This window comes from Neobacillus mesonae, from assembly GCF_001636315.1.
Taxonomy (GTDB): Bacteria; Bacillota; Bacilli; order Bacillales; family Cytobacillaceae; genus Neobacillus; species Neobacillus mesonae.
The window spans coordinates 3,687,603-3,702,792 of sequence record NZ_KV440949.1; the positions used below are offsets into that span (position 1 = coordinate 3,687,603).

13 protein-coding genes and 1 pseudogene are annotated in these 15,190 nt (G+C 40.2%); 10 read left to right on the forward strand and 4 right to left on the reverse strand.

Annotated features, from left to right (window positions below):
- Positions 1-227 precede the first annotated feature (227 nt).
- The 3 genes from A6749_RS17130 to A6749_RS17140 form a co-directional block, all read right to left on the reverse strand.
- Positions 228-818, reverse strand: a complete 591-nt coding sequence (locus tag A6749_RS17130) for a guanylate kinase (RefSeq protein ID WP_066392677.1) — start codon at positions 816-818, stop codon at positions 228-230.
- A gap of 340 nt (positions 819-1,158) precedes the next feature.
- Positions 1,159-1,737 carry a M15 family metallopeptidase gene (locus A6749_RS17135; RefSeq protein ID WP_066392684.1) on the reverse strand — a complete coding sequence of 193 codons (579 nt, stop codon included), beginning with the start codon at positions 1,735-1,737 and terminating at the stop codon, positions 1,159-1,161.
- A gap of 75 nt (positions 1,738-1,812) precedes the next feature.
- Positions 1,813-3,207, reverse strand: coding sequence for an MATE family efflux transporter (locus A6749_RS17140; protein ID WP_066392692.1), 1,395 nt, complete (start codon positions 3,205-3,207; stop codon positions 1,813-1,815).
- A gap of 155 nt (positions 3,208-3,362) precedes the next feature.
- On the opposite strand from A6749_RS17140, the gene A6749_RS17145 reads away from it, so the two are divergent.
- The 8 genes from A6749_RS17145 to A6749_RS17175 all read left to right on the forward strand — a co-directional run bounded on the left by A6749_RS17145 (position 3,363) and on the right by A6749_RS17175 (position 11,680).
- Entirely contained in the window at positions 3,363-4,898 is a 1,536-nt protein-coding gene (locus A6749_RS17145; RefSeq protein WP_066392694.1) for a multicopper oxidase family protein, read from the forward strand.
- Between the two features lie 102 nt (positions 4,899-5,000).
- Positions 5,001-6,548: a spore germination protein gene (locus A6749_RS17150; RefSeq protein WP_066392695.1), complete on the forward strand. Its 1,548-nt coding sequence runs from the start codon at positions 5,001-5,003 to the stop codon at positions 6,546-6,548.
- Positions 6,549-7,658 carry a GerAB/ArcD/ProY family transporter gene (locus A6749_RS17155; RefSeq protein ID WP_066392697.1) on the forward strand — a complete coding sequence of 370 codons (1,110 nt, stop codon included), beginning with the start codon at positions 6,549-6,551 and terminating at the stop codon, positions 7,656-7,658.
- A complete protein-coding gene (locus A6749_RS17160) occupies positions 7,633-8,871 on the forward strand; it encodes a Ger(x)C family spore germination protein (protein WP_066392699.1) in 1,239 nt (412 codons plus the stop codon). The genes A6749_RS17155 and A6749_RS17160 overlap by 26 nt, the downstream gene beginning before the upstream one ends.
- Positions 8,872-8,880: 9 nt before the next feature.
- A complete protein-coding gene (locus tag A6749_RS28445; RefSeq protein ID WP_161487155.1) occupies positions 8,881-9,036 on the forward strand; it encodes a hypothetical protein in 156 nt (51 codons plus the stop codon).
- An 83-nt stretch (positions 9,037-9,119) separates the two neighbouring features.
- Positions 9,120-9,545 carry a DUF1801 domain-containing protein gene (locus tag A6749_RS17165; protein ID WP_066392705.1) on the forward strand — a complete coding sequence of 142 codons (426 nt, stop codon included), beginning with the start codon at positions 9,120-9,122 and terminating at the stop codon, positions 9,543-9,545.
- A 131-nt stretch (positions 9,546-9,676) separates the two neighbouring features.
- Positions 9,677-9,931, forward strand: coding sequence for a YiaA/YiaB family inner membrane protein (locus A6749_RS17170; RefSeq protein WP_066392708.1), 255 nt, complete (start codon positions 9,677-9,679; stop codon positions 9,929-9,931).
- 153 nt (positions 9,932-10,084) lie between these two features.
- Positions 10,085-11,680 (forward strand): FMN-binding glutamate synthase family protein, encoded by a 1,596-nt coding sequence (locus A6749_RS17175; RefSeq protein WP_066392711.1) that lies wholly within the window; start codon positions 10,085-10,087, stop codon positions 11,678-11,680.
- Between the two features lie 45 nt (positions 11,681-11,725).
- Here the strand turns inward: A6749_RS17175 and A6749_RS17180 are convergent, their stop codons facing one another.
- Positions 11,726-13,678 (reverse strand): FUSC family protein, encoded by a 1,953-nt coding sequence (locus A6749_RS17180; RefSeq protein WP_236719691.1) that lies wholly within the window; start codon positions 13,676-13,678, stop codon positions 11,726-11,728.
- 193 nt (positions 13,679-13,871) lie between these two features.
- On the opposite strand from A6749_RS17180, the pseudogene A6749_RS28980 reads away from it, so the two are divergent.
- Positions 13,872-13,961, forward strand: a pseudogene (locus A6749_RS28980) (hypothetical protein); the annotation flags it as partial.
- A gap of 17 nt (positions 13,962-13,978) precedes the next feature.
- Positions 13,979-15,166 (forward strand): amidohydrolase, encoded by a 1,188-nt coding sequence (locus tag A6749_RS17185; protein ID WP_066392719.1) that lies wholly within the window; start codon positions 13,979-13,981, stop codon positions 15,164-15,166.
- Positions 15,167-15,190 lie beyond the last annotated feature (24 nt).

Below are 15,190 nucleotides of genomic sequence, written 5' to 3' on the forward strand. Positions count from 1 at the left end.
TTGAAAAAGGAACAACTTGCAATAAAGCAATAAAGCAGTATTGGCTCCGCCTACGCCAGATACCATGGCAGCCACGCGCGCTGCCCCCTCTACTTTGAAGTATATATCCCGATTATTAATAAACTATGAACTGATTGTTAATCATTGGTTAATTGTCCTAAAAGGATTTTGTAAGAAAAAGGCAATTGGTGCCTGTCACCAATTGCCTTTTTTTTCCTTGATAAATCCTAATAATCCGTAACAGTTAGGTTTCGGTCTAAGTAGGTTTCGATTAGTTCGCTGACTTGGAATGCGACTTGCGGGGAGTCGAAGTTTTCAAAGGCGTGTTCGCATTTGTCCTTGTATGCCATGGTTTCGTCATAGTGGCTCATATGGCGCTCGATGACATCTTCGGAATCTTGACGGTCGCGCTGTCTTTTAATAACGGTATCGCGGTCGGCATAGACAAATATGCGAATGACTCTTTCACCGTATAATGCTTTTAATTTTTCTGTCCCTTCAGGATTAAGAGTTAAGTAGACAAGGTCATGGTTTTGGAATGCTTCGACGATATCTTGTTCACGAATGCCGTAATGGATGCCATCAATTTCAACGCTTTCAAGAAATACTTGCTGTGCTTCCATTTGTTTGAAGGTTTCTTCGGTCACAAAGTGGTAGTCTTCGCCATCTTTTTCGTAATGTCGAGGAGAACGGGTGGTGTAAGAGAGAACGGTTTCCATATCAAATGCGCTGGCTGTCATTTTGGCAATGGTTTTTCTTCCAGAGCCATCAGGACCTGTGTAAACGAATATTTTTTCTTTTCCTTTGATTTGGTACATAGATGATCCTCCTTTTATTTGTGTAATGTCCCTTATTCTGTGAGGACTGTTACTGGGAATGAAGTGGGGTTACTATTATTATATCAAAATTTTTTTAAAATAGGAATATATGGTTTTATAGGTATAAATATCTAATTAGAATAAGGCAGGGGCGATGTTTATGGGCAAAGAAGGATACAAAAAGGCATTAAAATAACAAGGCGAATCATGAACTCCTTCATGAAATCCACTCCTTTTAGGATTTTATAATCCCAGTATAAGTGCCATTTATTAATTCTATTTAGTGAAATTGTAAATTTTTTGTCAAAATAAAAAGGCAAATAGTATAGTACTATTCGCCTTAATTGGTATCCGCCACCAGTGAGGAATCGCCGGGCGGCCGCTCTCCCTGCTGCAACTCGGCAATCGTCAATCCAAAATCCATTTGCAGATGGGGGTAGTCCTTAAACTGTGCCCAGTCACCGCCCCATTCAAACCCCAAGGTTTTGGCCATCTGCACAACCTCAGCCCAATCCGCTTTGCCATTTTGATTGCCATCATACTGCATATCCCAAATGACATTTCCTGACTGGGTTTTTAAAGCAAAATCCACCGCGAGGCCAAAATTGTGATAGGACTCTCCGCCTTTTGCATAGGTTACAACGTCTCCCCCAGCAGTACGACCTTTTTCATATAGCCGATTCTGTTCCTCGGCACTTCGAAATCCGTCGGTAATCACAATGACAATTCCTTTTTTTGCTGCCTGCTGGATTAATTTTTGGCTCCGTTCCTCGACAACGGGATGGAGATTCGCCGGTAAAGGAACAGCCGAATTTATATTAGAATCTGTAAAAAGACCGAATTCTTTAATAAAGAAAAGTATTATGAATAGCAGGAGAGCAAGTAAATAAACAGAACTCCCAATCTTTTTTCGCTTCAAGGCTACGTATTCCTTTCTCTAGTTTCATAATCTATGACGAAATCTTCTCCCTAAAAGTTTCATAGCTAATGGCTGCTAGGCCCTTTTCGCCTGCTGAAACTCCAGCGTTGGAGAATTTTTAGCCAAGATTTTTTTAAACTGAACGGCAAATACGGTAACAGTCACTGCAACGGCAAGAAAGTCGGATACCGGTTCAGCAAGAAACACGGCAAACTCCTTATCAATAAAGAAGTTTGGCAGAGTATAAATCAATGGAATCAAAAGAATGATTTTTCGCAAAACAGCAAGGAACAGTGACGTCTTGGCCTGCCCAATGGCAATAAATGTTTGCTGACAGGCAAGCTGTGCACCCATCACAAACACGACTGCCATATATGTTTTCATTGCCCACACAGTCGTCTCAACCAGTTTCGGATCATTGCTGAACAGCGAAACAAAGAACCTTGGGAAAATCGTCATCAACAGCCAGAATGTAACAGAGAAGCTTAACGAAGAGATGATCAGTAATTTAAATGTCCGACTCACCCGTTCATTGTTTTTGGCTCCGTAATTATAGCTGATAATCGGCTGTGAGCCCTGTGTTAAACCCATAATTGGTAAAATCATTATTTGCATTAAGCTTGATAGAATGGTCATGGCGCCGACCGCCATATCACCGGAATAGTTTTTCAAAGATGAATTAAATGAAATATTTAATAGACTCTCAGTGCTTTGCATAATAAAAGGGGACACCCCCAGCAAAAGAACTGGAACAATCACCGATTTTTGGAGCTTCATATTTTTTTTACGGATTTTCAGCTTGGTTCTTTTTCCAAATAGAAAGTATAACGTCCATAGTGCTGATACAGCTTGAGCGATGACATTAGCAAGGGCGGCGCCTTTAACTCCCATGCCCAAGGTGAAAATAAAGATTGGATCAAGGATGATACTAAGAACGGCCCCAATGATGACGGTCATCATACTTATCCTTGCGAAGCCTTGTGTGGAAATAAAGGTGTTTAATCCTAAGGCAATTTGAACAAAAATCGTGCCGGATACATAAACCTGAAAGAAGTCTTTTGCATACGGAAGTGTTTCCGTTCCCGCCCCGAACATTAAGAGAAGTTTTTCACCCGAAAATAAAAAAACAACGGTTAAAATAACCGATATTCCAAGTAATGCAACAAAGCAGCTGCCTAAAATTTGTTCGGCCTCGTCATGTTTTCCCTGCCCGAGCTTAATAGCGGCCCTAGGAGCACCGCCCATCCCAATCAGCGAACTGAATGCTGCAATAATCATAATTATGGGAAAGGTTACCCCAACACCTGTTAAGGCTGCTGCCCCGATGTCTGGAATATGGCCAATGTAAATTCGGTCTACGATATTATAAAGCATATTGACAAACTGGGCGGTGATTGCCGGCAATGCCAGGCTTACCAGCAATTTTCCGATTCTCTCAGTACCCAATCTGTCGACACTTGCTTGAATCATGTTGAAACTTCCTTCCTTTTTCATGTAAATACTTTATTCCTTTATTGTAAAAAAGACAATGCCTTTATTTTAGCATAAAAAGAGTATTTTAGTGTGGTGATACTAATGGCTTTTTAGACATAAAGTGGTATCAAATGTTAAGAAGGAGCAACTATATGAATCTCACAAAATTTGTAGATAAACTGCCTATTCCTCCTGTAATAAAACCGCTTCGGAAAGATTTTAACCACACGTATTATGAAGCAACAATGACGGAGTTCAAACAATCCCTGCATCGCGACCTGCCGGAGACAACGGTTTGGGGATTTGAAGGGGGTTATCCTGGCCCTACGTTTGAGGTGGAAAGCGGAGAAAAAGTATTCGTGAAGTGGATCAATAATCTGCCAGCAAAGCATTTGCTTCCGATAGACCACACAATTCATGGGGCTCATACGGATGCTCCGGATGTAAGAACGGTCATCCATCTCCACGGCGCAAGTGTGGAGTGGGAAAGTGACGGCTATCCGGAGGCTTGGTTCACGAATGGATTTCAGCAAACAGGGCCTTATTTTTCAAAGGAAATCTATCGATATGATAATTACATGCCTGCCTGTACCCTCTGGTATCATGACCATACACTCGGGATTACCCGTCTCAATGTGTATGCAGGCCTAGCGGGGTTTTATCTAATTCGCGATCAGCGGGAACGTGAATTAAATTTACCTAGCGGGCGCTTTGATATCCCGTTGATTATCCAAGATAAGTCCTTTAATCCGGATGGCTCGCTACTTTATCCGAGGCAGCAGGAAAAACCAGTACCCGGACTAGAAACCTCGATTGTGCCTGAATTTTTTGGAGATACGATTTTGGTGAATGGGAAAGTGTGGCCTTACTTAAATGTAGAGCCACGCAAGTACAGATTTCGGCTGTTAAATGCTTCTAATTCACGTTTTTACCGGCTGCGGCTCGATTCGGGGCAGTTATTCTATCAAATAGCGACCGATAGCGGCTTAACGGGGTCACCGATCGGACTTCATGAGGTTATTTTAGCGCCTGCCGAGCGGTCCGAAGTCATTGTTGACTTTACTAATCTTGAAGGGAATAGAATTATAATGACCAATGATGCACCGGCGCCGTATCCAAATGGTGAGCCTATTAATTCCGACACGGTTGGGCAAGTGATGGAATTTAGAGTAGTAGAGCCGTTATCCAGCATAGATACGAGTACGATTCCTGCCTTTATGGTGCCGTTTCCGAAGAGACGGGTACAGGAAGCATCTAAGGTTCGGTTTCTCGGTTTAACAAGAAAAAAGGATCAGTATGGCCGTGAAGTTATGCTGCTTGATGATAAAGATTGGGATGCTCCCATCAGTGAAAATCCGAAATTAGGGCAGACTGAAGTTTGGTATTTAATCAACCTAACGAATGAGGTACACCCCATACACCTTCATTTAGTTGATTTCCAAGTCATCGACCGCAGAAATTTTGATGTAGAAAAATATAAGCAAAAGGGGGTTCTTGAATATACCGGACCGGCAATCCCTCCTATTCCACAGGAAAGAGGGCGGAAGGATACCGTGATCGCCTACGCCCGCCAGGTTACCCGAATTATTATGAAATTCGGACCGTACACAGGGTTGTATGTGTGGAACTGCCATATTCTGGAACATGAAGATTATGTCATGATGAGGCCATTTATGGTGATTCCATAATGGTCTTTCTTTTTGTACATGAAAAAGCACGGCCGGTACTTAAATTCATACATAAACAGCCCTTAATATGGAAAACTATAAAAAAATTGGGGGTGGTTCATAATGAAAAAGGGAATATTCAAGTCGCTTATCAAACTCATTAATACAGAACCACACTTCCAAGAACAGTCCAATCTTCAGACGATTGAATTAAAAAAGCAAGATATAGGAAGTCATTATGAACAAAATTTAGCGACCTTTAAAGCAATTTTTAGCGTACCCAAAAATATTGATGTTAAAACACGTGAGTTGACCATTCGGGCACTCAATCGTCGTGCCTTTATTATGTATATTGGTACCATAGTAGACCCTGATCAGATTCAAAGAAGTATTGTGGAACCGCTCATTGAAAACGCACAGCCTTCAAGCGGGATACGAGATATTGTTTCGTTTCCGGTCGAAAAGACTGCTTCAAATATTGGTGAAATTACTGAATACATAACAAGCGGCAATACCGCACTCTTTGTTGAAGGCGATCATCAATGCTATGTGTTTGAAACGACCAAAATTCAAGGGCGCAGCATTGAGAAATCTGATAATGAAGTGATTGTAAAAGGACCAAAAGAGGCATTTAACGAAAAGATTGTCGATAATATGGCGTTAATTCGTAAAAAGATTAAAAATGAAAATCTAATTATTGAATCTCATGTTATTTCTAAACGCTCAAGGAACGATTTATTGCTGGTTTATGAAAAAGATTTAGTAAATGACGAATTGCTTCAAAAAATAAATAGCCGGCTTTCTTCAATTGATAAGGATAGCATTTCTGATTTAAATATTTTGGAGCAATTTCTCGAGGAACGGCCAAGGTCCCTTTTTCCTACTATCTTAAACACGGAACGTCCTGACAGGGCGGTTTCCTTCATTGAAGAGGGACATATTGTTTTATTAATGTCAAATTCACCAAGCTGTCTAATTTTGCCGGCAACCTTTTGGTCATTATTTCATTCACCGGAAGATCATTATCTGCGTGCGCCGTATGGTAATTTCATTAGGATATTGCGGTTCATTGCTTTATTTATTTCTGTTTTTGCCTCCTCCTTTTACATCGCGGTGACAAACTACCATGTAGGAATGATTCCGCCTGATTTATTAATGGCGATCGCAGGTACGAGAGAACGTGTCCCGTTGCCTTCCATATTTGAAATTCTGATGATGGAGTTTGCCTTTGAACTGATTCGCGAGGCCGGGCTGCGCGTGCCATCCCCAATTGGTCCGACAATTGGAATTGTTGGTGCGCTAATTTTGGGACAGGCTGCTGTTCAAGCAAATGTCATTAGTCCCATTGTCATCATTGTCATCGCCTTAAGCGGCTTAAGCTCTTTTATCATTAGTGATGTGAGCATGAATTTTGCAATTCGCATGACCCGGTTTTTGTTTATTTTTGCCGCAGGCTTTCTCGGCGCTTATGGAGCTGCCACGTTATTTATGGCCGGTCTCTTTTATTTGGTTTCATTAAAATCATTTGGTACACCTTACTTTGCACCGATGACGCCGCATTTCTTCTCAAGCAAGGATTTAATAATCCGTCATGTGCCCATGAAAGAACGATTTCGCCCGGGATATTTAAAGCCAAAAGATGTAGTTAAGCAAGGAAAGGAATCCACATAGATGAAGCAGCAGCTTGGAAAACTTGGTATTCGAGAATATGTGTCAATTGCTGTATTAATGGTTGGCGCGAAGGGAATGGAAGATACACCCGCTATGCTGTTTAAACAAGTACAAAACGCAGCGTGGATGGTTCCGATCCTCTCAGGGGCACTCTTCTTCATCCCGGTCTTTTTATTATTGAAGACCCTGTCCGTATTTCAGAACAAGAACCTGTTTTCGGTCATTCAACTGTTACTTGGAAGATTTATTGGATTTTTTGTTTGTCTTCTGATATTTGGCATTTTTTCTTGCGCCATATCAGTCGATACAAGAACATATGTAAATATTATTAATACTTATTATTTTACTACTACACCTAATTTGCTTATCTATGCCATTTTAATGGCTGTTTGTGCCTATGGGGCTAAAAAAGGAATTCAACATGTTGGGTCGGTTGCTTATTTGCTTGTTTTCTATGCCGCTTTTTCAATGGCACTGGCCTTATTTTTAAGCACGAAGGATAGCAATCTTCAAGCCATGCTGCCAATTTGGGGGGCGGGAAAACTTGAAATTTTGAAGAATAGTTCAATTAGAGTCTCGACCTTTTCAGAATTTTTCCTGCTTGGAATGATAATTCCATACCTCAAATTGAACAAAGAATTTCGAAAGGGCACATGGATTGCTTATGTTACAGTCAGCATTCAAATCAGTGTTTCGACTCTCATTTTTATCTGTATGTTTGATGATACCTTAAGGGGAATTAGCTTCCCATTTCATACGGCTATTCGTTATATTTCGCTGGGAAGTTATATTCCGAATATCGAGATATTCTTTTTTGTCATTTGGATTTTGGCGGCAATTATTCGGTTTACAGCACTTTTGTATATCCTTGCGATGATGTTTGGTCATATATTTAAAATAAAAGACTTTGAATATTTAATTCCGTCACTTGCGGCGATATATTTATTGATTGGAAGTATTCCGGAAAGCTTTATTGAAGTTACCCTAAATTTAAAACAATATATAAAATACACTATTGGTCCCATGTTCACTTCCATCGCTATTATGTTATGGCTGGCTGCTCTGTTAAAAGGAGAATTTAAACATGCAAAAAACAAGAATAGTACGTAAATTATTATTACTCTTTATTGTTGTTTTTTCCTTAACCGGCTGCTGGGATCGAAATGAACTTGAAGATAAATCGTATGTGATTGGGCTCGGACTTGACCATTCTAAGAAAGAAGGAAAAATCAAGGTGACAATGCTGCTCGCCAATCCCGAAGTAGGGAGCATGCAAGGCGGCGGTGGTTCAACTGAAAAGCCGCGGGAAATTATCTCGTTTGATACGAATGATTTCATTGCAGCGAAAGGGACAGCCAATGCCATTATTTCGAGGATTATTACGTATGATTTATTAAAGATCATTGTCGTTTCCGAGGAATTGGCCAAAGATCCAAATTTCATTAATATGATTTACGATGTGGTAAATGATAAAGAAATTCGTATGAATTGTTACTTAGCCGTCTCAAAAGAAAAGGCAAGTGAATATTTCCTGCAAAACCGTCCAAGAATGGAAACAAGACCACATAAGTACTTTCAATATATGATTGATCATGGAATTGAAAATGGGCTGATTCCAGATTCCACTCTTTTTCGTTTTTTTAAAACAACAGAAAGGGGAACAGACCTTTTTTTAGCTATGTCCACAACAGCCATTCGGGACAAATACCCGGAAATTAAAGGGGAAGATGAATACATGGCTGGGCAGCTGAATGCTTCCGGAGAGTTTGATGATACCCAATTTATTGGGTCTGCGGTTTTTAGAAATGGAGTGATGATTGGTAAGCTTAATGGGCGGGATACACGTTCTATTAATATTCTTGATGATACAACAAACATCAGTGACTTATTATTGGATATCCCCAACCCATTTTCAGATCAACATCACCCATTTGCCGCCAGAATCATGAAAACAGAAAACAACAAGGTAAAAATGAATCTAAAGGGTGTTAGACCTAAGATTTTTATTACCGTCCCATTGAAAATAGAAATAATGACAAACCCTTCAATGGTCAACTTTGTAAAGGAAAAGAATCGGCAGATCCTAAAAAAGCAAATTACCCATCATTTCGAAAAAGTGAATGAGGACCTGCTAAAAAAAACACAAGCTGAGCTAAAAGGTGTACCATACCCGTTATCACTTGATGCCCGGAAATATTTTGGAACTATTCAGGAATATAAAAAATTTAATTGGTCAAAATCCTTTCTTAAAGCAGACATAATCGTTAAAGCAGATATTGAGATTGTTAATTATGGGAAAATATTAAAAAAACCTAAAAGGTAAAGGAGTAAAATGAAATATTTAACCATCATCGCGCTGCTTGTGATTGCTATATATACCTTTGGATTTGCTGTTGCGTTATGGAAAGAGAAACAAAAAATAGGAGCAATGGCCGTTATCGTTTTAGTTGTTGTGATTATGGTTCTGCCGTTTTTTTCGGTCTTTTAAAATTTTGACTAAATTAATGCAGGGAAATCTGTGTTGAAAGAGTATAGATAACTAAACGACAAAACAGAATGGGAGAGATTCTAATGGCCTATCAGCAAAAAACCAAAGAAACAGATCATAGTGTGGTTGAGTTTATTGAGAGTGTGGAGAACCCGAAAAAACGTGATGATGCTTATAATCTGGTTGATATTTTTTCAGACGCAACAGGATATCATGCAAAGATGTGGGGGCCAAGCATTATCGGCTTTGGTTCCTACCATTATAAATACGAATCAGGACATGAAGGGGATGCCCCATTAGTTGGATTTTCACCCAGAAAGGCAAAGATTAGCTTATACTTTGCTCCAGGAGATCCAAACCGCGAAGAACTACTAAAGCACCTCGGAAAACACACAACTGGAAAAGGCTGCGTCTACATAAACAAACTTGCAGACATAGAAATTGACGTATTAAAAAAGCTCATTACGCAATCTGTTCAATATTTGCAAGAAAAATATCCTGGTGCCTGACACCATTTCCTAGATTATTTCCCATCATAGTAAGACTATATAAAATTCACATCTGTAAAATGTTTACTTATCCGCCTGTTTTTTCATATAATAAGAATATTGACGTATGAGAAAAGCAGGGGGTATTGCATATGAAACACAAAAGGAGAAATACGATAGCGTTCACGTTTTTGGCGTATTTTACGCTTTTTGCAGGGGTCTTGTTATTTGCGATCGGCTTGTACAACGCGAATCTGGAATTGAATGAAAAGGGGTATTATATTGCCGTTATGCTGTTAGTCATTGTTGGGTCAATCCTAACACAAAAAGTGGTTAGAGATAATGCAGAGGATGATGAAATCATCGCTGAACAGCAGCGCAAAATGGAAAGAAATGAACAATTATAATAAAGTCTTTCATACTATTATTCTTTAACAACGCTTGGATGATTTATCATCCAAGCGTTGTTTAGTTTTTTAAATTCGCTCCCTGCATAAATCTCCCAAGATTTGCAAAACTTAAGCTATATCAAATCTAGACCTTGATAGGAGCTATTGGGAATGGAAATTGCAGATACTTTGGTTACGATTGAATTTGTTTTTATTGCAATTGTACTGCTGGTTATTTTGTTATTTATTGGTTACTTATTAATATTTGACCGACAACAAAAGCAGCATTCGATTTTAAGAAATTATCCCGCATTGGGCCGGATCCGCTATTTTTTCGAAAAAATTGGACCGGAAATGCGGCAATATTGGTTTAATAGCGATACGGAAGGCAAGCCTTTTTCAAGAGATGATTATGAGCATATCGTAAAGAGCGCGAAATATAAGCGGGATGTCGTCGGGTTTGGCTCCAAGCGCGATTTTGACGAAGAAGGTTTTTTTGTGCGGAATTCTATGTTTCCTAAACTGACGGAAGAACTAAAAATGGATCAGGAGACAATGGTGAATACGAAAAAATATATTTTGCTCAAAGACCCGCTGTTTACCGACCGGAAGGAAAAGTGGGAAATTGACAACGCGCTTGCTAACCTGCTGCATGATGATGATGCCGTCGTTATCGGTCCGAAAACGAAATACCCTTTCGTTGTCAAAAGTTTAATCGGTATGTCAGCAATGAGTTATGGGGCATTGGGGAAAAACGCTATTACTGCATTATCAAAAGGCCTGGCTCTATCAAAAGGAACCTGGATGAATACTGGAGAAGGAGGTTTGTCTCCGTATCATTTGGAGGGCGGCGTTGACATCATTATGCAGATAGGCCCAGGATTGTTTGGAATTCGCGATAAAGATGGCGGTGTCGATTGGGATGAATTGAAACGAAAAAGCGAGATTCCTCAAGTAAAGGCATTTGAGCTTAAGCTGGCGCAAGGGGCGAAAACGCGCGGAGGCCATATTGATGCCGAAAAGGTTAACCCCGAGATCGCCGCGATCCGAAAAGTGGAGCCCTATAAATCTGTAGACAGTCCCAATCGTTTTAAACAACTTGACGATATTGCTTCGATGTTCGATTTTATTGAAAAAATCCGAGAGCATACCGGCAAGCCAGTTGGGATGAAGATTGTCATCGGCAGTCCCGACAGCGCTGAGGAACTGGCAAAATATATGAAGGAATCGGGGAAAGGTCCCGATTTCATTACCGTCGATGGCGGTGAAGGAGGAACAGGGGCATCCTACCAGGAATTAATTGACAGCGTCGGACTGCCGATTAAATCAGCCCTCCCAATTTTACATTTAACGTTGAAGAAATATGGAGTTCGTGACCGTGTGAAAATCATTGCATCCGGTAAACTGTTCACGCCAGACCGGATTGCGATTGCTTTGTCGATGGGCGCTGACTTGGTCAATATTGCCCGTGGGTTCATGATTACGGTCGGTTGTATTCAAACTTTAAAGTGCCACTCCAATGCATGTCCTGTCGGTGTTGCCACAACTGACCCTGACCTGCAAAAGGCGCTTGTAATCGATGAGAAGAAATATCGGGTCGTCAATTATCTTTTGACATTAAGACAGGGGTTGTTTCGGATTGCAGCGGCAGCCGGACTGGAATCTCCGGTCCATTTTGAGCCTAAACATATTTGCTACAAGGATGATAAGGGCGTTGTTGTTTCGTTGGAGAATATCCTTAAGGAAATGGAACAGCAGATTAGCTAATTTTTAAGGGGGGAGAGGCCCCCTTTTTTATGTTAAATTAATTCCTCATTTGGTCCTCAAAGCATTTTGTAAATCTACTATCTCTTTATGAATTTCCGGAAAATCCGTTATTTCCGGAACCGTTTTTTTCACCACTGATTGTTTGCGTTCCACAGCATTTGCCATTGCTTCAAACACCAATAATAATTGTGCAAGGCTTTCATCCGGAAGAATGGTCCGTGCACTATTTTTTAAACAGGAATCAAGATGGTAACCCAGCTGTTCAAGGGAGTGAATGGCAGGCCAAAGTGACTCTAACGCTGTTCGATTATTGGAAAGTTCCCCGAGGGCTGTCGAATAAATAATTTTTAAGTTTGTCAAATTCGTGTGCATTTTACCATGTGCAGGGTTTTGTTCGGATAAAGGGTGTTGGCTTTGTGTTGAAAATAACGAGTGCAAGTATTGCATTTGACTACGAATGGTTTTAGCGAGTACATGCGGCAGCCTGCTCGAAGCCGTTCTTCTTCCAGTCAAATAAGTACCAATCAACCCAATAAGGCACCCGATGATTACATCGACTATTCTTGCAGAAGCAAAGACAGAGATTTTGTGTAAATGGGTTGAGCTTTCAGCAATTAACAAGGCATTGGGAGTAATAAACATGGCAGCAAGTGCGTAATTTCTAACAATAAATAGCTCTGTTAAAGTTGTTAGTGTAAATATAATAAATACAATAAAAATGCCTTGAGGTTTTACTGAAAGAATAATACTTGCAGCAAGAATACCGATAATGGTTCCAAATGTTCGTTGTATAGCCCGATGAAAGGTAGAAATAATAGTAGAACCAAGCATCACGGCGGCACAGGACAAAGGGATCCAATACGAACGATAGAAGTCAAAGGAATAAGCAGTCATTGCCGCAATCATAAGAATGACTCCGTACCGAACAGCAGAAATAAACACAATAGAATTCTTATCAAACGCTCCGCCGAATAAAGTTCCTAGCGATCGCTTAGGGACCGTAATTTCACGGTTAATTTTTGAAATAGGTTCATTCATTATTGCATCAGCATCAAAAATTTTGCGGAATAATTCATTTAGATCCTTATCCATTTTTTCAGGTAGACGAAATTGCAATCTTGTGTTCATTTTATGATCAATGGTCCCTACAATTCCTCTAAGAGCTTTCACTGCTTCAACCGGCATTTTTTGTTTATGACCGGGAAATCGTTCCATAACATATAAAAATATGTCATTGGCGTGATTACTCAATAAAATCAACCTTTTGTATAAATCGGTGGTCCTCCAGGAGATATATCCAGCCTTTAATACATCTTCTGTATCCTTCATCTGTATCACTGCTTGATGTCTAGCAAGGTTCGTTTGTTCAGTGCCAATCGAATCCAAATAGCTAGCTAATTTTAAATAGACTTTTTTCACTGACCTGATTTCGGGTTCGTAAGGCCTATGCAGCCAGCCTGCCATCCCGATTAACCATGAAAGCAAGCCGCCTAATAACACTAACCCCGCTCTTATTGGAGCAAGTGCTGGATTAATCGGCATACCAGAGGTCATGGAAAAGCATAATATGAAAAATATAGCTGCCGGGCCGGGGATTTGCAGGGCGCCAAAAATAAATGTCCCAACAGCACCAATTACGCCCAACATTAATGCAGAAAATATCGGGAATGGAGCGAGAATCGTTCCTACACCAACAGACAAACTTAGTCCAATCATTACCCAAAATAGCTTTTTGGCCCTTTGTGCGTAGGGTTCATTAAATACATATAGAAAAGTAAATGTGCCAATTCCTGCCTGCATGCCGTAAGCTAAGTTCCCTGTAAGGAGCCCAATTAAGGATGGAATCGCGGCGCAACTTCCAGCACAGACTGCCTTTGTCCAAGGCAAAGGGTTCTTTTTAATTTTAAACGCCTGTTTTATCAAGCTAAACCAGGCTGCTGAATTCATTCTTTTCAAAACCCATACCTCTTTCTTGGCAAGTTTTGTTTTAGTATACACAAAATGATCCTCCGTCATTTTGCTAGGGAATGAAAATAATTAGAGATGTAAACGAGATAGGAGTTAGCCGTCATGACTATTAAGAAATAGATATAAGAATAGAGGCGGTATTGTAGTCTAATACTATTTTTTAGAATTCATTTATTTTTAATTAAGATAACGGTTAGCAATTAAATCATATAGGGGGTTCTCCATGGAGACAGGCTATAAAGGCACCAATAAACTGATAACTGGTATTGTCTTTGGTGTTATTACGTTTTGGCTGTTTGCTCAGGCAATAATTAAAGGGAGATTGTGAACATGAGAAAAGAATTACTGAGAATGTTAGAATCCCGTAAGGATGAAATGATTCAAATTCGCCGTTATTTACATGAACACCCTGAGTTATCCTTCAAAGAAGAAAAAACCGCTCAATATATTGCCGATTTTTACAAAGGGAAGAATGTTGAGGTTCTAAGAAATGTGGGGAATGGTAACGGAATTATTGTGTCGATAAAGGGTGGAAATCCAGGTAAGACTATTGCGCTTCGTGCCGATTTCGATGCCCTTCCTATTTTGGAGGAGACAGATGTCCCATTCAAATCAAAAAATGAAGGTGTCATGCACGCTTGCGGTCATGATGCTCATACAGCCTACTTACTCATTCTTGCTGATTGTCTCATCCAATTAAAGGATTCACTTGCTGGTACGATTAAAATTATTCATCAGCACGCTGAGGAAGCCCCTCCTGGAGGCGCAAAAAGTATTGTTGAATCTGGTGTACTGGACGATGTAGAGAATATATTTGGTATTCACATCTTTCCTACTCATCCAGCAGGATTTGTTGGCTATCATAGTGGTTTTTCACTTGCTGGAAGATCCTTTTTCAAATTGGTTATACAAGGTGTTGGCGGCCATGGTTCTTCCCCGCATATGGCTAATGATGCAATAGTCGCTGCCGCTCATTTTGTTACGGCCGTCCAAACAGTCATCAGCCGCCGGCTCAATCCGTTCGATCACGGTGTGATTACAATTGGTTCATTCGACGGAAAAGGGACCTTCAACGTGATTAAAGATAGTGTAGAGCTTGAGGGTGATGTTCGTTATATGACAGTGGAAAATCAAAAGTTAATTTCCAATGAGGTACACCGGATTGTTAAGGGGATTGAAGCAGAATTTGACGTTCAATGCGAGCTTACCTATACAGCTGATTACCCGCCATTATACAACGATCCGAAAGTTACCGCAGATATCGTAGAAAGCCTAAAGAGCATGGATGACCCTGACATTAAAGAAGTTGCGGAATATCCTATGCTCTCTGGCTCTGAGGATTTTGCGTACTATCTTGAAAAAATTCCTGGTTGTTTCTTTTTCATCGGCTGTAAACCAAAAGGGGTAGAATCTGCTTATTTCAATCATCATCCGAAATTTGATATTGATGAGGATTGTCTACTCGTTGCGGCAAAATCTGTTGGACAAGTTGTCTGCAGCTATTACGGGTTGGAGTAATAGTTCTAGAAAGGAAGGTACTTA